Genomic DNA, 17,194 nt, shown 5'->3' on the forward strand with positions numbered 1-17,194 from the left:
ACCAAGCGCGCTGGCGACATGAGGCGCGTTCAAGGCGTGTCCATGGCCCTTGCCTGCGGGGGTGGGGCGGCGCTAGGTGATCGCACGACGACCCATTCCACCGGCAGCGGAGGCCGAATGTTCACCGGAATCATCACCGATGTCGGAAAGATCCGCTCGCTCGACCATCGCGGCGACCTTCATGCGCGCATCGCGACCGGCTACGACACGAGCGGCATCGAGATCGGCGCCTCGATCGCCTGCGACGGCGTGTGCCTGACGGTGACGGCGACTGGTGGCGACTGGTTCGACGTCGACATCTCCGCCGAGACCCTGTCGAAATCGACGCTGGGCGACTGGGCCGAGGGCGACGACGTGAACCTCGAACGCGCCCTGAAGGTGGGCGACGAACTGGGCGGGCACATCGTCTCGGGTCATGTGGACGGCGTGGCCGAGGTGGTGGCGACGCGGGACGAGGGCGCATCGACGCGCTTCACCTTCCGCGCCCCCTCGGCGCTGGCGCGCTACATCGCGCCCAAGGGGTCGGTCGCGCTGGACGGCACGTCGCTGACGGTCAACGAGGTGGACGGCGCGGAATTCGGTGTGAACATCATCCCGCACACCAAGGAGATGACGACCTGGGGACGGGTGAAGGCGGGCGACCGGGTGAACCTCGAGATCGACACGCTCGCGCGTTACGTCGCGCGGCTTCAGGACTGGCCGGGGGAATGATCGCGAAGGCCGCGGGCGCGCGCTCCGTCGAGGGGCCCCGCGGATAGAGGACGCATGAGCGGGATCGGACATAACGGCGGGCCCACGATCGAGCCCGGATACGGCTTCAGGAAGGTCGCGTGGACGAAGGCGCGCCGCGCCCTGATGCCTGCGCTGCCGCTGGAGGTCGTGCGCATCCACGTCGCGCGCGCCAAGCGCCTTGGCCTGCCCTACAAGACCTATGCCACGATCCGCGCGACGTCCGGCAGGGACATCGTGGCCTTTCTCTTCTCCGGCAACGCGCTGGCGCTTGCGCCGGCACGGCCCCTGCCGCCGCCGGACCGGGCCGAGCGCCTGATCGCGCTGGAGGGCGCCTCGGACCGTCTCGCCGCCGTCTACGCGCCCCTGTCGCCCGTCATGGTCCTGCAGGCCTGCGAGGGGATCGACGCGGCCTCGCGCGCGCCCGACATCACGACGCCCTGGCGCGAGACGCGGGCGCGTCTGCGCGGCCTGATGCGCGAGCGGCGGCTGCCGCCGGACGGGGTTGTCCTTGTCTCCGCGACGGCGCTCGAGCGGGAATGGTGCGCGGCGGCGGGCCTTGCGGGCAACGTCGGGGCCGAGGCGTTCTTCGCACGGGCCGAGTAGCGCACCCGCCTTTTCACCGTGGCGGCGATGGTCTATCTGCGCCTCCTGAGACGCGCGAAAGGACGGCCATGACCGAGCAGTTCGAAAATCCGGGACCCGTGGAACGGAACTGGTCCGATGCCATTTCCTCGGTCGAGGAGATCATCGAGGACGCCCGGAACGGCCGCATGTTCATCCTCGTGGATCACGAGGACCGCGAGAACGAGGGCGACCTCGTGATCCCCGCGCAATGGGCGACGCCGGACGCGATAAACTTCATGGCGACGCACGGGCGCGGCCTGATCTGCCTGTCGCTGACGACCGAGCGCATCGACCAGCTTGGCTTGCCGCTGATGTCGACGAACAACTCGTCGCGCCACGAGACGGCGTTCACGACCTCGATCGAGGCGCGCGAGGGCGTGACGACGGGCATCTCGGCGGCGGACCGCGCGCGCACCGTGCAGGTGGCGATCGACGCCTCCAAGGGGGCCGCGGACATCGCGACGCCGGGCCATGTCTTCCCGCTGCGCGCAAGGACGGGCGGCGTGCTGGTGCGCGCGGGCCATACCGAGGCCGCCGTGGACATCTCGCGGCTTGCGGGCCTGAACCCCTCGGGCGTGATCTGCGAGATCATGAACGAGGACGGCACGATGGCGCGTCTTCCCGACCTCATCGCCTTCGCGCAGCGTCACAACCTGAAGATCGGCACGATCTCGGACCTGATCTCGTACCGGCGCCGCCACGACAACCTCGTGAAGGTCCGGCAGGAGACCCAGATCGAAAGCGAGTTCGGCGGGACATGGACGCTGCGGATCTACACCGACGAGACGCAAGGCGCCGAGCATATCGTGCTGGTGAAGGGTGACATCTCGGGGCCGGAACCCGTCCTGGTGCGGATGCACGCGATGGATCCGCTTCTGGACATCGTGGGCACCGGGCCGAGGGGGCGCGCGGACGAGTTCGCCGACGCCATGCGCCTGATCGCCGCCGAGGGGCGGGGCGTCGTCGTCCTGCTGCGAGACCTGACGATGAAGCTCGCCCCGGGAGACGAAGTCTCGCCACAGACGCTGCGGCAATACGGCCTCGGCGCGCAGATCCTGTCCTCGCTCGGGCTTTCGGACATGATCCTTCTGACGAACTCGCCGAAGCCCAAGGTGGTGGGCCTCGAGGCCTACGGCCTTTCGATCACCGGAACCCGCAAGATATCGGAGCTTGGATGATGGCCGGACATTCCGACAACGACCTCGGGCTTCCCGAATTCGACAAGCCGGTGAAGGTCGCCATCGTGATCGCGCCCTACTACACGGCGATTTCGCAGGCGCAGCTCGCCGCCGCGCGCGCCGTGCTCGAGAAGGCCGGCGCGACCCACGAGACCATCGAGGTGCCCGGCTCGCTCGAGATCGCCACGGCCATCGGCATCGCCCACCGGCTGTCGAACTTCGACGGCTACGTGGCGCTCGGCTGCGTGATCCGGGGGGCGACCTCGCATTACGACGTCGTGGTGAACGAAAGCGCGCGGGCGCTGACGATGCTGGGCCTGCAGGGCATGTGCATCGGCAACGGCATCATCACCGTTGAGAACCGCGAACAGGCTGAGGAGCGGGCCGATGGCAGTCGCCTGAACACCGCCGGCGGGGCGGCCGAGGCGGCGCTCCACCTGATCGCGTTGACGCGCCGGTTCGGACGGCCTAAGGGCGGCATCGGTTTCAAGACCCGCCCCGACGCGATCGAGGTGGCGGGCGACAGCGAAGGCCCCTCGACCGCATGAGCGAACCCGCAGATCCCGTTCCGCGCCCCAAAGGCCCGAGCCGGGAGGAAAAGCGCCAGATGAAGTCCGCAGCACGGCTTTTCGCCGTGCAGGCCCTGTTCCAGATGGAAGCGTCCGGGCAGACAATCGACGCCGTCCGCCGCGAATTCGAGACCCATCGCTTCGGCGCGGTCTACGACGGCGAGGAGATGGCCGAGGGCGATCCCGACCTCTTCGCCAAGACGATCGGCGACGCAGTGAACTGGCAGGCGAAGATCGACCAGATGACCGACCGCGCGCTGGTGGAGAAATGGCCGATCAACCGTATCGACCCGACGTTGCGCGCGCTGTTTCGTGCGGCCGGGGCTGAACTGGTCGAGGGCGACGCCCCGCCCAAGGTCGTGATCAGCGAATACGTCGATGTCGCGCGCGCCTTCTTTCCCGAGGGCCGCGAGCCGAAATTCGTGAACGCCGTTCTCGACCATATGGCCCGGGAGGCGAAGCCCGAGGCGTTCTGATGCGCGCGTCCCGGTACAGCGCCCTATGACCGCCGAAGCCCCCGTGATCACCACGCGGCGGCTGTGCCTGCGCGGCCATGACGTCGGCGATCTGCCTGCGATGGCCGCGATGTGGAGCGACCCCCTGGTGGTCCGCCACATCGGGGGGCAGCCCTCGGACCGCGCGCGGACCGAGGCCCGCCTCGGCCGCTACCTCGCGATGTGGCCCGGCCACGGGCATGGCTACTGGGCGCTCGAGGATCGCGAGACCGCGGACTTCCTTGGCGAGATCGGGTTCGCGCGATTCGGCCGGGGCCTCGGGCCGGACTTCGACGACTGGCCCGAGGCCGGTTGGGTGCTGGCGCGGGGGGCGCAGGGGCGGGGTCTTGCGTCCGAGGCGCTGTCTGCGGTGCTGGATTGGGCAGACGGGACGCTGCCCGCGCGGCGCACCGTGTGCATGATCGCGCCCGGCAACGCGGCGTCGCTGAGGCTTGCGGCGCGGTTCGGGTTCGCGGCCTTCGACGAGCGAGCGCATCCGGGCGGCCGGGTCCGCCTCATGGCCCGCCCGCGCGGCGAAATCCCGCCGCGCGGCTGAGGCGCACCACAATCGGCGGCGGAGGCCCTTGCGCGCGGCGATCCCGGCCCCACCTCCACGCCATCCGGCAAGGGCGCGCGCACGCCCCGCGACGGGCCCGGAAATCGAGGGGATCATGGACGTCATTTTCGTTGCTGCGGGCCTCGGCCTTCTTCTGGGCGGGGGCGAGGGGTTGGTGCGGGGCGCGGTGGCCTTCGCCACGCGGATGCGCCTGCCCATGGCGGTGGTAGGCGCGATCGTGCTGGGCTTCGGCACCTCCATGCCCGAACTCCTGACCTCGCTTTCGGCCGCGCTGTCGGGGGCGCCGGGCATCGCCATCGGCAACGTGCTGGGGTCCAACATCGCCAACATCCTGCTGATCCTGGGCATGGCCGCGCTGGTCGCGCCGATCGGCGCTGGCGCGGCTCCGGCCGAGGATCGCCTGTGGCTGACCGTCGCGACCGCGCTCGGCGTCGGCGTGATCGTGGTCGGGACGCATGTCGGCCGCGTCGAGGGCGCCCTCCTGCTTGTGGCGCTCGTCGTCTACATCTGGCGCGCGCTGGCCCGCGACGCCGCCGCCGAGCCGGTGCCCGCGATCGAGGGCATGGGGGCCGTGCGGATCGCGCTGTACCTCGCGGGCGGGCTTGGCGCGCTGATCGCGGGCGCGTGGCTTCTGGTCGAGGGCGCGACGGGCATCGCCACGGCCTTCGGGATCAGCGAGACGGTGATCGGCCTGACGGTCGTGGCCGTGGGCACGTCGCTGCCCGAGCTGGCGACAAGCCTTTCGGCCGCGCGGCGCGGCGAGGCGGAACTGGCGCTGGGCAACGTGCTGGGGTCGAACGTCTTCAACATCTTCGCGATCCTCGGGGTTACGGCGGCGCTGGTGCCGATCCCGGTGCCCGAGGGGCTGTCGGTCACCGACCTCGTGGCCGTGGCGGCCGCCGCGCTGGCGCTGCTGGTCGTGCTGGCCGCCGGCCGGATCGGGCGGGGCGCGGGGGCGGCATTCGTTCTGGCCTATGCCGCCTACGTCGCATGGCTCGCGCTGTTCGCGGCCTAGGGCGCGGCGCCTGTTTATTGTGCGTTTTCCGCTCAATCGGTGCGGCATTACGGCATGGCCCTTGCGGGTGGGTGCAGGACCGCTACCTATAGGAGCAGGACAGCAAGGGAGGTCCGCCATGCCCGATCACATCAGGTTCCTGTTGCGCCACGCCGCCTACGGCGCGGTACTCGCCGCGGTTTTCGTGGGCGCGCTCCTCTACCTCGACATCGGCAACATCTGGCACCTCGTGACCCACACGTCCGAGGGTCCGATCGCGCTGGCAATCCTTTACGTCTTTTTCACGATCACGCTCGGCTCGGCGCAGATCGGCTACAAGATCATGACGCTCGGCGACGACGACGAGCCGCGCGGCGGCCGGCGCGAGCCGATCCGCGCCTACGAGCCGATCCCCGTGCGGGTGCGGACGGACGACCGCCGCTGAGCGCCCACGTTCGGGCCGCTGGAGGCGAGGTTGCGAAAAGCCGGCGCTGGAGCGCCGGCTTTCTTCGTTTCCGGGAATGTGACGGGACCGCGCCAACCGTGGAGGCGTTAATTCCCGAGAGCCTGTATGTACAGGTGGGCGCCAGGTAACCGAACCACGGTCCGGCCAGAGCCAGCCCCCTCGGAAATGTTTAAGGCCACTGGAATTTGCCACAGGCACGCGAAGGGCAGAACCCGCCACACACCAGAGGTAGGGCGCCCGCGGGCGCCGAGCAAGGGGTTGCGAACTGGTCCCGGCGAAGAATGGCCCGTTGCACATGTTCCGCTAATGTTCCAAACTTCTCCCATGTCCGGTCCCGACCTTCCGTCCCTCATGCCCGGCCAGCTTCTGGCGCGGGGCGTCTGCCGCCATCTCGCCAGCCACGGCTTCGCGACGCTCGAGGAATTCACCCCCGAACGCGGCAAGCGGCTGGACGTCATGGCGATGGGGCCCAAGGGCGAGTTCTGGATCGTCGAGTGCAAGTCGAGCCGCGCGGACTTCACCTCGGACGCCAAGTGGGGCGGCTATCTTGACTGGGGCGACCGCTATTTCTGGGCCGTTGACGCCGAGTTCCCGGTCGAGCTTCTGCCCGAGGACACCGGCCTGATCCTCGCCGATGCCTGGGACGCCGAAATCCTGCGCATGGGCCCCGAGACGAAGCTTGCCGGGGCGCGTCGCAAGGCGGTGACGCAGCGTTTCGCGCGGGTGGCGGCGCAGCGGCTTCAGGTGATGCGGGATCCCGGCGCGACGCTCTGAGCCCTCACGCGGGCCAGCGCCATCATCGTGGCGGGCGGGCCGATCAGCTCGAAGACGACCGTGGTGCCGACCGTCAGCGTGATGATCGTCTCGCGCCAGCCGGGAAACGCCTCGCCCGCGACGAGGGCCATGCCGACCGCCACGCCCGCCTGCGGCAGAAGCGCGGGGCCCATCCACCGGCGTTCCTCGGTCGGCAGTTTCGCCAGCGTCCCGCCCAGCCAGCATCCGGCCAGCCGCGCGGCGGTGCGCAGGGCCACGAAGGCCAGCCCGATCAGGCCAAGCTCCGGCAGGCGGTCAACCTCCAGCGAGGCGCCGGCGAGGATGAAGAACAGGAGCATGAAGGGCCATTCCACATGCTCGATCTCGTGGAAGGCGCGTTCGTGATGACGTGCGAGGTTCGCGACCACGGCCCCCGCCGTGATCCCCGCAAGAAGCGGCGACACGTCGAGCCAGATCGCGAGGCCGGCGGTCAGGAACACCGTCCCGAGGGCCTCGGACTGCTGCGGCTCGCCGGGGGACAGGCGCCCCGTCAGGAAGGCGGCAGGCAGCCCCGTGGCGAAGCCCACGAGGATCGCGCCGCCAAGGTCGCGGGCGGCATTCCAGATCGGCGCGGGCGCGGCCTCGGCGCCATTGCCGCCCATCGCGCTGACGATGACGAGGACGAGGCTGAAGACGATGATCCCCCATGCGTCGTCCACCGCCACGATGCCCCGGATGCGGTCCGCGAAGGGCCCCGAGGCCCGCGCCTGCGCAAGGACGTCCACCGTCGCCGCGGGCGCAGTGGCGGTGCCGATCGCGGCAAGCAGCAGGGCAAGCCCCGGCGCGAGGCCCATCGCGCTCAGGCCCAGCGTCATGAAGGCAAGCGTCGCGGCCACCAACGTCCACGTCACGATAAGGATCTCGCGCCCGTGCTCGGCCAGCTTCTCGACCGTGAGCGCGTTGCCTAGCAGGAACGCGACAAGCGCCAGCGCGGCCGTCGAGGCAAGCTCGAACCAGGCGTCCGAATCGTGGCTGATGAGCCCGAGGCCGAAGGGCCCCGCCGCGACGCCGATGATCAGAAGCAGGGTCACGCGCGGAAGGCGGGTGCGCCGCCCCAACGTGTCGGCGGCGAGACCGGCGAGAAGCAGCCCGCCGAGCGTCACGAAAAGGAGCGCGATGTTGTCCATTGCGGCCAGAGTGCAGACCCGTGCCCTGCGCCGCCTTGATCGGGATCAACCCCGGGTTGTCGCGGCCTCAGCCCTTCCGGGCCATCTTGCGTGCGGCGGCGGCCGCGGCGCGCAGTTCCTCGGCGATTTCCTCCGCCTCTTCCGGCTCGAAGTCGAGCGGAAGGTCAACGCCCTCGGCCTCGACGAAGATCCGCACCATCCCGAGCGTCGTCGGCCCGATCTGCAGATTGGCCGCGATCTCGCTTTCGCTGTTGATGCCCATGGGCCATGCCTCCAAAACTGAAGCGGGAGGTAGCGGCAGATGCGACGTTCCGCAAGCGATGTGACACCCGGCGACGTCGTTCTGGACGACCTTGCGGTAGGCGACGCAGGCTGGCTGATCATGCGCCACGCCGAGGCCTATGCCGAGGACGAGGGCTTCGACGCCTCGTTCGAGCCGCTGGTGGCGCGCATCCTCGCCGATTTCATCGACGCCCATGATCCGGCGCGCGAGCGGGGCTGGATCGCGCGGGCGGGCAACCGGCGCCTCGGCTCGATCTTCTGCGTGCAGGGCCCCGAGCCCGATACGGCGAAGCTGCGCCTGTTCTTCCTCGAGCGCGAGGCGCGCGGCCTGGGGCTGGGGCGGAGGCTTCTGGAGGCCTGCCTGGGCTTCGCGAGGGATGCCGGATACGCGCGCATGACGCTCTGGACCCATGAAAGCCACGCGGCGGCCTGCGCGCTTTACGCCCGCGCGGGCTTCACCTGCGTCAGTTCGCGGCCCGTGCGCTCGTTCGGCCGCGACCTGATCGAGCAGGAATGGACCCGCGACCTCGGCCCCTGAGCCTCTTGCAATCGAACCGCGACGGCGCTATCCCGCCCGCCAGTGCCGCCTTAGCTCAGTTGGTTAGAGCGCTGGATTGTGGATCCAGAGGTCCCCCGTTCAAGCCGGGGAGGCGGTACCATCCCCCTCAGCGCGGAAGATCGATTTCCTGCAGGAGCGCGCGGCTTTCGCTGTCGTAGACGCGGATCACGCCGTCGTCACCGGTGATCACGGTGTGTCCCCGCACCACGCTGATGCCAAGCGTCGCGACGCCTGCGGGCATGGCGAACATGCCGGGGTCGACGACGACCTGCGGCGCGGGCGCGTTCAGGCGGATGACAAGAAGCGCGACGATCGTTATCACCCCGCCGATCATCACGACGGTCAGGACCGTGACCAGCGCCTTCAGGAACCGCAGGTCGCGGGGCAGGGCCTCGGTCCCGTCCGCGCCGTTCTCGTTCCTCGGAGCTTCGCTCATGCCGTTCACCCGCCTCGTTTCCTTCCGGATCGGCCCCGATCCGGCGCCGCGCCTTGATAAGGCACTGGGCCGGGACGTGCCAGAGGAGGAGGCGTTGAGCCGGTCGCGCCTTGCGCGGCTGATCGAGGCCGGCTCGGTCCGCGTGAACGGCGCGGTGGCGACGGACGTGCGCGCCAAGCTTGCCGAGGGTGACGAGATCGAGATCGCCGTCGAGGAGGCGGCCGAGGTCGAGACGGCGGCACAGGACATCCCGCTCGTGATCGTGCACGAGGACGCGGATCTGATCGTGATCGACAAGCCCGCCGGAATGGTCGTGCACCCCGCGCCGGGCTCGCCCGAGGGCACGCTCGTGAACGCGCTCCTGCATCATTTCGGGGACGAGCTGTCGGGCATCGGCGGCGAGCGGCGGCCGGGCATCGTGCACCGGATCGACAAGGACACCTCGGGCCTGCTGGTCGTGGCCAAGTCCGACCGCGCGCATCACGGCCTTGCCGCGCAATTCGCCGACCACAGCATCGAACGCGAATACCAGGCGCTCTGCCACGGCGTGCCGGACGTCGCGGACCCCAGGCTGCGCGGCGTGCGCGGCGTGCATGTGACCCCCGACGGGACCATCCGCGTCACGACCCAGCTCGCCCGCCACAAGACCGACCGGCAGCGGCAGGCCGTGCTGTTCCAGGGCGGGCGCCACGCCGTGACGCATCTGCGCATGGAGGAAAGTTTCACCGGGGCCGTGGCCCGCATCTCGTGCCGCCTCGAGACGGGGCGCACGCACCAGATCCGGGTGCATCTTGCGCATCTGGGTCACGGCCTTGTCGGGGACCGCGTCTATGGCGGGCGCAGGAAGGTCTCGGAGAAGGCCCTGGGGCCCGCCGCCTCGGAGGTGATGGGCTTTCCGCGCCAGGCGCTTCATGCGGCGACGCTCGGCTTCGTGCATCCGGTCACGGGCGAGACGCTCCGGTTCACCGCCCCGCTGCCGCCGGACATGGCCGGACTCCTCGCCTCGCTGCGCGCCGCGGCCCTGTAACATGTGCGCACTTGCACGTTACTGGGCTGAAATGCCGATTGATACGCGCATTTGGATAGTGCATAAGACTGAACCGAACGGTCCAGTCAGGATCTTGACGAAAAGTTAATCAGTTTTACATGAAACCTGAACATGCCGTGAAGCGTAGACGAATCAACACAAGGGGGGTGAAGACATGAGCACCTACGCCAATCTTCCCGCGCCGTCCCCGGAACAGGGTCTGAACCGCTACCTGCAGGAAATCCGCAAGTTTCCGATGCTGGAGCCCGAGCAGGAATACATGCTCGCCAAGCGGTGGGTCGAGGATCAGGACACCGAGGCCGCGCACCAGCTTGTCACCAGCCACCTGCGGCTGGCGGCCAAGATCGCCATGGGCTACCGCGGATACGGCCTGCCGCAGGCCGAGGTCATCTCGGAGGCGAACGTCGGCCTCATGCAGGCCGTGAAGCGTTTCGATCCCGAGAAGGGCTTTCGCCTCGCCACCTACGCGATGTGGTGGATCCGCGCCGCGATCCAGGAATACATCCTGCGCTCGTGGTCGCTGGTGAAGCTCGGCACGACCTCTGCGCAGAAGAAGCTGTTCTTCAACCTGCGCAAAGCAAAGGCCCGCATCGGCGCGCTGGAGGAGGGGGACCTTCGCCCCGAGAACGTCGCGCGCATCGCCAACGACCTCGGCGTGACGGAGGAGGAGGTCATCTCGATGAACCGCCGCCTCTCGGGCGGCGACGCCTCGCTCAACGCGACCGTCGGCACCGAGGACGACAGCTCGACCCAGTGGCAGGACTGGCTGGAGGACGAAGGCGCGGACCAGGCCGAGGATTATGCCGAGCGTGACGAATACACCCAGCGCCTCGCCATGATGGAAGAGGCGATGGACGTCCTCAACGAGCGCGAGCGCGACATCCTCACCCAGCGCCGTCTGCAGGACAATCCGGTCACGCTGGAGGATCTTTCGGGCGTCTACAACGTCAGCCGCGAGCGGATCCGCCAGATCGAGGTCCGCGCCTTCGAGAAGCTGCAGAAGCGGATGCGCGAGCTTGCCAGGGAACACGGGATGATGGCCCGCGCCTGACCCTCCCCATCCGAACGCGATTCGACCGGCCGCGCCCGTTTCCCGGACGCGGCCGGTTCGCGTTCGGGCCCCCGTGACGGGGCTTCCGCGCCGCGATGCCCCGCGCTATGCCTTGTGCCATGAAACAGGACATCGTGAATTGGGGCGTCCTCGGCGCCTCCGGCTTCGCCCGCAAGATCATGGCCCCCGCTATCCACGAGGCCCGGCGCTCGCGCCTTGCCGCGGTCGCGACGCGCGACCCGGCGAGGGCTGCGCCGTTCGCGGACTTCTCGCCCGGGATCGTCGTGCATGACAGCTACGAGGCGCTGCTGGCCGATCCGGGCATCGACGCCGTCTACATTCCCCTGCCGAATGCGCTGCACGTCGAATGGACGGAAAAGGCCGCGCGCGCTGGCAAGGCCGTCCTGTGCGAGAAGCCCATCGGCCTCACGGCGGGCGACGTGGACCGGCTGATCGCGCTTCGCGAGGAAACGGGCGTCTTCATCGCCGAGGCGTGGATGCCGGCGCATCACCCGCAATGGCTGCGCGCCCGCGAGATCGTGACGGGCGGCGGCATCGGGCGGCTGCACACCGTGACGGGCGTGTTCACCTACGGCCTGAACGAGCCCGGCAACGTCCGCAACAGCGCCGACCTTGCCGGCGGCGCGACGCGCGACATCGGCGTCTATCCCATCGGCGCCTTCCGCTTCGCGACGGGGCTGGAGCCCGACGTGACCTCGGCCGAGGCCATCTGGGAGAACGGCATCGACGCCTCGACATGGGTGCGCGCCCGGGCGGGCGACGTGCGGTTTTCCTTCCACGTCTCGATGCGGACCACCAAGCGTCAGGAAATGGTCTTCGAGGGCGACGAGGGCTGGCTGGTGGTCGAGGCGCCCTTCAACGCTGGCCAGTATGGTCAGGCGGACCTGCGTTTGCGCCGCGAGGGCGGGCCGGACCAGATCCACCGCTTTCCGGACGCCCGCCAATACGTCAACCAGGTCGAGGCGGTGGCCGCCACCCTTCTCGATGGCGCGCCCTACGCGATGCCGCTGGAACAGTCGCGCGGAACGCACGCGGCCGTCGACGCCGTGTTCGACAGGCTGGGGCCGCCGAAGTAGGATTTGCGTGAAGCGTAGCGTGGGGGGTGGATGATGTCCCGGAACGACGACGACAACATCGAGGGGCGCGTGAACGGCGAGCAGGCCGCGGCGCCCGAGAAGGACAACCTCGGGATGCGGCTGATCTACATGCTGCTGATCGCCTTCATGCTGTCGATCTCGCAGACCGTTCTGACCGTGCTGACCGTTGTGCAGTTCATCATCATGCTGGTGAACACCGGCGAGCGGAATGCGCGGCTCGCGGACTTCGGAACCGACCTCGGGATCTGGATGGCGAAGGCCGCGCGCTACCAGTCCGCGGCGTCGGACGTGAAGCCGTGGCCCTGGACGGACCTCGACTGAGGCGCGACGGATCGACCGGGCGGAAACGTCGGGTTTGACATTTCCGACTGAAATAGTCACCTTATGCCGGCAACTCAGCGCGGAGCGGGCGCCCATGGCCGTCGTATCCTTCTCGATCGATTTCGCACCCCCGGCGGGCGTCCCTGGGGGCGGAGCATGATCGTCTGTCACTGCGCCAACATCAGCGATCACGACATCCGCTCGGCCATCGACTGGATGCGGGCCGCCGATCCCGACACCATCATCACGCCCGGCAAGGTCTATCGCGCGCTTGGCAAGAAGGCCGACTGCGGAGGATGCCTTCGGCTTTTCACGGCGACGATGGCCGAAAGCCCCGGTCTCGGCGTTCCCTCGGAACTGCGCAACCTGCGCAGCCGCCGCACGAGGGGCGCCTGAAGCGGCCTGCGCCACGGGCCGTCGCCTCGGGCGGCGGGTGCCCCGGGCGGTCCGCAGGGCATGGAATACACCTGCCTGTCGCGTTCGACAGGACCAACCGGCTTGGCGCACAGCGCGCCGAACCCGTCCCGACCAGAAGGAGAACCGGACGATGAAGGGCGACGAAAAGGTCATCGAATACCTCAATGCCGCGCTGCGAAGCGAGCTGACTGCGGTCAACCAGTACTGGCTGCATTACCGCCTGCAGGAGGATTGGGGCTTCGGCCGCATCGCGGCCAAGTCGCGCGAGGAAAGCATCGAGGAGATGCACCACGCCGACAAGCTGATCGCGCGGATCATCTTTCTCGAGGGCCATCCCAACCTGCAGAAGCTTGACGCGCTGCGGATCGGCCAGACCCTCAAGGAGACGCTCGAGGCCGATCTCGCCGCCGAGCACGACGCTCGCAGCCTCTACATCGAGGCGAGGGATCATTGCGACAGCGTGGGCGACTACGTCAGCAAGAACCTCTTCGAGGAGCTGATCGCAGACGAGGAAGGCCACATCGACTACCTCGAGACGCAGATCGACCTCCACGGACGGATCGGCGAGGGCAACTACGCGCTTCTGCAGGCCAAGCCCGCTGACGAGGCGGAATGAGGGACGGCACGCAAGGGGCGGCGTCGCGCGCCGCCTCTCGGCCCGGGACCGACCGTGGCGGGATGGCCCCTCAGGGCCGGGTCGCGGCCTCCGCGCCCCAGCCGCCCGCGGCGGAGGGCGCATCCACGTCGCTGAACGCGTAGAAGAGGTAAAGGCCCAGCATCCCCCCGACGAAAACCGCAAGGACAGCCGTGCTCAGGAAATCGGCGAAGGCGGACGTGGACCGGGCGGGCCGCTCTCTCTTGCGGCTCGCGGTCGTGGGCGCGGTCCTGCGCTCGGCCACGCGCGGCGGCGCTGTCGGGGTCGCGGGCCGTGTCGGCGCAGGGGCCGGCATCGCGGCCCGCTCGGTGCGCTCGTGCGCCCTGAGCATCCGGCGCGCCTCGCTCACGATCGAGGCATAGTCCGCGGGAAGCGTCGGCGACGACTTCACGATATACTGCGCCGCACCGATGCGGAACTGGCGGGCCTCGTCCTCGTCCTCGCAGAGGTTGAGCATCAGCGACATGACGTAGAGCGTGAATTCCTCGGCTCCGAAACTGTCCTTCGCTTCCGAGAAACGGTCGAACGCGTCGTCCAGAAGGCTCAGCATCGGGGCGCAGGGGCCGGTGATCAGCGTGTCGCTGACATGCTCCGTCATCGCGCGAAGCGCTTCACCGTAGTAGACGATGCGGAAAAGGGCGTCGGGTCCCGAAAACGGACCGAAGGCAAGGCCCTCCGGCTCTGAGATACTTGATCCGTCCATTTACACCACCCGCCCGGTCAAGTTGGCGCCGGGTCTCAGGACGGGTATCCACCGATCCCGTCACGTTGTTCTGCCTTCGAACAACATACATTAAGCGTTTCTCTTGTGATACGAAAATCTGCCGGTGCCAACCATCTCTGGTGGGGACAGTTGCCGCGCAGTCTAATTGTTGCGGTTGCGCAGCCATTTCACAAAGGGCTTCACGTCCAGCGCCGCGATCGCGAAGCCGAGCGGGATCATCCACAGGCCGAGGACGGGGAGAAACGCGAACACTCCCCCAAGCATGAGCAACAGGCCCAGCACGAGGCGCGCGCCCGGCGGCACACGCTGCTTGATGCGCACCAGGGCCCGCTTGTAGCGCCGCGTGGCGTTGCGCCAATCCTCCTCCGAGACGAATTTCGCAAGGAATGCGGGACGCGTTATGTCAGTGCTCCATCGCTTCGAGCTGGTCGATGAGGCCCTCGATCATCGAAAGCCCCTTGTCCCAGAAGGCGGGATCGGTCGCGTCGAGTCCGAAGGGCGCCAGAAGCTCCTTGTGGTGCTTCGATCCGCCGGCCTTCAGCATCTCGAAATACTTCTCCTGAAAGCCCGGCGCGCCCTCTTCGTAGACGGCATAGAGCGCGTTCACGAGGCCGTCACCGAAGGCGTAGGCATAGACGTAGAAGGGCGAGTGGACGAAATGCGGAATGTAGGCCCAGAAGGTCTCGTAGCCCTCCATGAATTCGAAGACCGGCCCGAGGCTTTCGCCCTGCACGCTCATCCAGAGCGCGTTGATGTCGTCGGGCGTCAACTCGCCCCCGCGCCGGGCCTCGTGCAGCTTGCACTCGAAGTCGTAGAACGCGATCTGGCGCACGACCGTGTTGATCATGTCCTCGACCTTGCCGGCCAGCAGAACCTTGCGCTGCGCGTCGTCGGCGGCCTCCGACAGCATCTTGCGGAAGGTCAGCATCTCGCCGAAGACGCTTGCCGTCTCGGCCAGCGTCAGTGGCGTCGAGGACAGAAGCTCGCCCTGGCCCGCCGCGAGGCGCTGGTGGACGCCGTGGCCAAGCTCGTGGGCCAGCGTCATCACGTCCCGCGGTTTGCCGAGGTAGTTCAGCATGACGTAGGGGTGAACGTCCGAGACGGTCGGGTGCGCGAAGGCGCCGGGCGCCTTGCCCTCCTTCACGCCCGCATCGATCCAGCCGTCGGTGAAGAACGGCTCGGCCAGTTCCGCCATCTTCGGGTCGAAGCCCGCGTAGGCGTCCGACACGATCTTGCGCGCGTCGTCCCAGCCGACGATCCGCGTCTCCTCCATGGGAAGCGGCGCGTTGCGGTCCCAGACCTGCAGCTTGTCGAGGCCGAGCCACTTGGCCTTCAGCGCGTAGTAGCGGTGGCTGAGGCGCGGATAGGCCGCGACGACCGCGTTCCTCAGCGCCTCGACGACCTCGGGCTCGACGTGGTTCGCAAGGTGGCGCGACATCTGCGGCGAGGGCAGCTTGCGCCAGCGGTCGGTTATTTCCTTCTCCTTGGTCAGCGTGTTGTGCACGCGTGCGAAGAGGGGCAGGCGGTCCTCGAACGTCTCGGCCAGCGCGCGTGCGCCCGCCTCGCGTTTTGCGCGGTCCTGCTCGGTCAGAAGGTTCAGCGTCCCCTCGATGCCGAGCGTCTCGCCGTCCACCTCGAAGGACAGGCCCGCGATGGTCTCGTCGAAAAGCTTGTTCCATGCGCTTGCGCCGACGACGGAGGTGTCGTGCAGGAAGCGCTCCAGCTCGTCCGAAAGCTGGTAGGGCTTCATCGCGCGCATCCGGTCCAGCACGGGCTTGTAGCGCGCGAGGTCGGCGTTGCCTTCCATGAGCGCGTCGTAGCGGTCGTCGGGGATGCGGTTGAACTCCAGTCCGAAGAAGACGAGCGGCGTGGTGAAGGTCGTGATCCTGTCCTGCATGTCGGACATGAACTTGGCCCGCTCGGGGTTCGTGGTCTGCTGGTAGTATCGCAGGCCGGCGTAGGACATGACGCGGCCCGCCTTTATGTCGATCGTCTCGTAGCGCCGGATGCAGGCCAGCAGATCCTCCGCCGACAGCTCGGCCAGCTTGCCTTCGTAGTCCCCGGCGAAGGAGGCGCATTCGGTCTCGAGCCACGCGAGGTCGCGTTCGAGTTCGGGCGCGTCCGGTGCGGCATAGAGATCGCTCAGGTCCCAATCCGGCAGCTCGCCCAGCGGCGCGCCTCCCGCCTCGGCTGCGGCGTCCTTGAGGGGCGTGGGGGCGGGGGCGGGAAAGGGCAGGCGCATGGAAACCTCGCTGGGAAACATCGTTCGCCCAGATATGCGCCTGCCCGGCGCGGGTCTCAACCCTTGCGGGGATCATGACGTCGTGTTCCACGCCGACCGTCTCCGCGCGGCGCGGGGCCGGCGGGTGCGGCTGGACACGGCGGCGTAGGCCGCCATACAGTCGCGCATGGCGCTTCGCCCTGTCCGACCGAGGCGTCCGGACACATCTGCATGGAGGCCGCGATGACCCGTCTCGAAAAGGCCGACTGGCTCGACTTCGCGCTGGGGCAACTCGCCGAGAAGGGGCACGGCGCGCTGAAGGCGCAGACGCTGGCGGCGGATCTTGGCGTGACGCGGGGCAGTTTCTACTGGCATTTCGAGGATCTCGACGCATTCAGGCGCGACCTGATCGCGCACTGGACCGACCGCACCACGGCCGAGCTTCTGCGCGCCGCCGTGCGCGAGGGCGACGCGGCCTCGCAGCTCGACGGCCTGATGCGGCGGGCGTTCCGGTCCGGCGCCGGGCTGGAGCGCGCGGTGCGCGCATGGGCCACGACGGACGCGCACGTGGCCGAGTGCGTGGCTGCCGTCGACTGGCGCCGCCTCCGCTTCGCCGAGCAGGTGCTCGCGGCGTTGGGTGTCGCCGAGGCCGAGGTCGGCGCGCGGGCGCGGATGCTCTACTGGTCCGCCGTCGGCCGCCTGATGATGGCGCGTCCCGAGGAACGCGACCTTGGCGACGCGGAGCTTGCGGCACTGGCGCGTCTGATCGCGACGTGAGGGGCCGCGCG

Annotated in this window: 23 protein-coding genes and 1 tRNA gene; 18 read left to right on the plus strand and 6 right to left on the minus strand. The window is 68.7% G+C overall.

Going from position 1 to position 17,194, the window contains the following annotated elements:
* The first annotated feature begins 117 nt into the window (after positions 1 to 117).
* From P6F26_RS03195 to P6F26_RS03235, 9 genes are all read left to right on the plus strand, one after another.
* Positions 118 to 711 (plus strand): riboflavin synthase, encoded by a 594-nt coding sequence (locus tag P6F26_RS03195; RefSeq protein WP_278027197.1) that lies wholly within the window; start codon positions 118 to 120, stop codon positions 709 to 711.
* Between the two features lie 54 nt (positions 712 to 765).
* Positions 766 to 1,335: a hypothetical protein gene (locus P6F26_RS03200; protein ID WP_278027198.1), complete on the plus strand. Its 570-nt coding sequence runs from the start codon at positions 766 to 768 to the stop codon at positions 1,333 to 1,335.
* Positions 1,336 to 1,403: 68 nt separating this feature from the next.
* Positions 1,404 to 2,534: a 3,4-dihydroxy-2-butanone-4-phosphate synthase gene (gene ribB / locus P6F26_RS03205; RefSeq protein ID WP_278027199.1), complete on the plus strand. Its 1,131-nt coding sequence runs from the start codon at positions 1,404 to 1,406 to the stop codon at positions 2,532 to 2,534.
* Complete coding sequence (locus P6F26_RS03210) at positions 2,534 to 3,082, plus strand: 6,7-dimethyl-8-ribityllumazine synthase (protein ID WP_278027200.1); 549 nt, start codon at positions 2,534 to 2,536, stop codon at positions 3,080 to 3,082. Before ribB ends, P6F26_RS03210 begins: the two co-directional genes overlap by 1 nt.
* Before the next feature lie 59 nt (positions 3,083 to 3,141).
* Entirely contained in the window at positions 3,142 to 3,579 is a 438-nt protein-coding gene (gene nusB, locus P6F26_RS03215) for a transcription antitermination factor NusB (RefSeq protein ID WP_278027201.1), read from the plus strand.
* 25 nt (positions 3,580 to 3,604) lie between these two features.
* Positions 3,605 to 4,153, plus strand: coding sequence for a GNAT family N-acetyltransferase (locus tag P6F26_RS03220; protein WP_278027202.1), 549 nt, complete (start codon positions 3,605 to 3,607; stop codon positions 4,151 to 4,153).
* A 115-nt stretch (positions 4,154 to 4,268) separates the two neighbouring features.
* Entirely contained in the window at positions 4,269 to 5,189 is a 921-nt protein-coding gene (locus P6F26_RS03225) for a calcium/sodium antiporter (protein WP_278027203.1), read from the plus strand.
* Between the two features lie 118 nt (positions 5,190 to 5,307).
* Positions 5,308 to 5,613, plus strand: a complete 306-nt coding sequence (locus tag P6F26_RS03230) for a hypothetical protein (protein ID WP_278027204.1) — start codon at positions 5,308 to 5,310, stop codon at positions 5,611 to 5,613.
* Between the two features lie 345 nt (positions 5,614 to 5,958).
* Positions 5,959 to 6,408 carry an MmcB family DNA repair protein gene (locus tag P6F26_RS03235; protein WP_278027205.1) on the plus strand — a complete coding sequence of 150 codons (450 nt, stop codon included), beginning with the start codon at positions 5,959 to 5,961 and terminating at the stop codon, positions 6,406 to 6,408.
* Here P6F26_RS03235 and P6F26_RS03240 read toward each other — a convergent pair.
* Both P6F26_RS03240 and P6F26_RS03245 read right to left on the minus strand, forming a co-directional pair.
* Positions 6,375 to 7,574, minus strand: coding sequence for a cation:proton antiporter (locus P6F26_RS03240; RefSeq protein ID WP_278027206.1), 1,200 nt, complete (start codon positions 7,572 to 7,574; stop codon positions 6,375 to 6,377). The two genes, P6F26_RS03235 and P6F26_RS03240, sit on opposite strands and share 34 nt — an antisense overlap.
* Before the next feature lie 67 nt (positions 7,575 to 7,641).
* Positions 7,642 to 7,836 carry a DUF6324 family protein gene (locus tag P6F26_RS03245; RefSeq protein WP_278027207.1) on the minus strand — a complete coding sequence of 65 codons (195 nt, stop codon included), beginning with the start codon at positions 7,834 to 7,836 and terminating at the stop codon, positions 7,642 to 7,644.
* A gap of 39 nt (positions 7,837 to 7,875) precedes the next feature.
* On the opposite strand from P6F26_RS03245, the gene P6F26_RS03250 reads away from it, so the two are divergent.
* Positions 7,876 to 8,394, plus strand: coding sequence for a GNAT family N-acetyltransferase (locus P6F26_RS03250; protein WP_430736715.1), 519 nt, complete (start codon positions 7,876 to 7,878; stop codon positions 8,392 to 8,394).
* A gap of 44 nt (positions 8,395 to 8,438) precedes the next feature.
* A tRNA-His gene (locus P6F26_RS03255) sits at positions 8,439 to 8,515 on the plus strand.
* 6 nt (positions 8,516 to 8,521) lie between these two features.
* On the opposite strand, the gene P6F26_RS03260 is transcribed toward P6F26_RS03255, so the two are convergent.
* Positions 8,522 to 8,851 (minus strand): DUF6476 family protein, encoded by a 330-nt coding sequence (locus P6F26_RS03260; protein WP_278027208.1) that lies wholly within the window; start codon positions 8,849 to 8,851, stop codon positions 8,522 to 8,524.
* Between P6F26_RS03260 and P6F26_RS03265 the strand changes: the two genes are divergently transcribed.
* The 6 genes from P6F26_RS03265 (at position 8,850) to bfr (ending at position 13,422) form a co-directional block, all read left to right on the plus strand.
* On the plus strand, positions 8,850 to 9,878 hold the full coding sequence (locus tag P6F26_RS03265) for an RluA family pseudouridine synthase (protein ID WP_278027209.1): 1,029 nt from the start codon (positions 8,850 to 8,852) through the stop codon (positions 9,876 to 9,878). The two genes, P6F26_RS03260 and P6F26_RS03265, sit on opposite strands and share 2 nt — an antisense overlap.
* Before the next feature lie 175 nt (positions 9,879 to 10,053).
* Positions 10,054 to 10,950 (plus strand): RNA polymerase sigma factor RpoH, encoded by an 897-nt coding sequence (gene rpoH, locus P6F26_RS03270; protein ID WP_278027210.1) that lies wholly within the window; start codon positions 10,054 to 10,056, stop codon positions 10,948 to 10,950.
* A gap of 119 nt (positions 10,951 to 11,069) precedes the next feature.
* A complete protein-coding gene (locus P6F26_RS03275) occupies positions 11,070 to 12,047 on the plus strand; it encodes a Gfo/Idh/MocA family protein (RefSeq protein WP_278027211.1) in 978 nt (325 codons plus the stop codon).
* Between the two features lie 33 nt (positions 12,048 to 12,080).
* Positions 12,081 to 12,389 carry a DUF4389 domain-containing protein gene (locus P6F26_RS03280; protein WP_278027212.1) on the plus strand — a complete coding sequence of 103 codons (309 nt, stop codon included), beginning with the start codon at positions 12,081 to 12,083 and terminating at the stop codon, positions 12,387 to 12,389.
* A gap of 156 nt (positions 12,390 to 12,545) precedes the next feature.
* Positions 12,546 to 12,785 (plus strand): (2Fe-2S)-binding protein, encoded by a 240-nt coding sequence (locus tag P6F26_RS03285; RefSeq protein ID WP_278027213.1) that lies wholly within the window; start codon positions 12,546 to 12,548, stop codon positions 12,783 to 12,785.
* 151 nt (positions 12,786 to 12,936) lie between these two features.
* Positions 12,937 to 13,422 (plus strand): bacterioferritin, encoded by a 486-nt coding sequence (bfr, locus tag P6F26_RS03290; RefSeq protein WP_278027214.1) that lies wholly within the window; start codon positions 12,937 to 12,939, stop codon positions 13,420 to 13,422.
* A 70-nt stretch (positions 13,423 to 13,492) separates the two neighbouring features.
* Here the strand turns inward: bfr and P6F26_RS03295 are convergent, their stop codons facing one another.
* The 3 genes from P6F26_RS03295 to P6F26_RS03305 form a co-directional block, all read right to left on the minus strand.
* Positions 13,493 to 14,164, minus strand: coding sequence for a hypothetical protein (locus tag P6F26_RS03295; RefSeq protein WP_278027215.1), 672 nt, complete (start codon positions 14,162 to 14,164; stop codon positions 13,493 to 13,495).
* A 162-nt stretch (positions 14,165 to 14,326) separates the two neighbouring features.
* On the minus strand, positions 14,327 to 14,506 hold the full coding sequence (locus P6F26_RS03300; protein ID WP_278027216.1) for a hypothetical protein: 180 nt from the start codon (positions 14,504 to 14,506) through the stop codon (positions 14,327 to 14,329).
* 82 nt (positions 14,507 to 14,588) lie between these two features.
* Positions 14,589 to 16,427 (minus strand): M3 family oligoendopeptidase, encoded by a 1,839-nt coding sequence (locus P6F26_RS03305; protein ID WP_278027217.1) that lies wholly within the window; start codon positions 16,425 to 16,427, stop codon positions 14,589 to 14,591.
* A 222-nt stretch (positions 16,428 to 16,649) separates the two neighbouring features.
* Between P6F26_RS03305 and P6F26_RS03310 the strand changes: the two genes are divergently transcribed.
* Positions 16,650 to 17,183 (plus strand): TetR/AcrR family transcriptional regulator, encoded by a 534-nt coding sequence (locus tag P6F26_RS03310; protein WP_278027218.1) that lies wholly within the window; start codon positions 16,650 to 16,652, stop codon positions 17,181 to 17,183.
* Positions 17,184 to 17,194: the final 11 nt, after the last annotated feature.

Origin of the sequence: Roseicyclus salinarum, from assembly GCF_029624655.1 — a bacterium.
Taxonomy (GTDB): domain Bacteria; phylum Pseudomonadota; class Alphaproteobacteria; order Rhodobacterales; family Rhodobacteraceae; genus Roseibacterium; species Roseibacterium salinarum.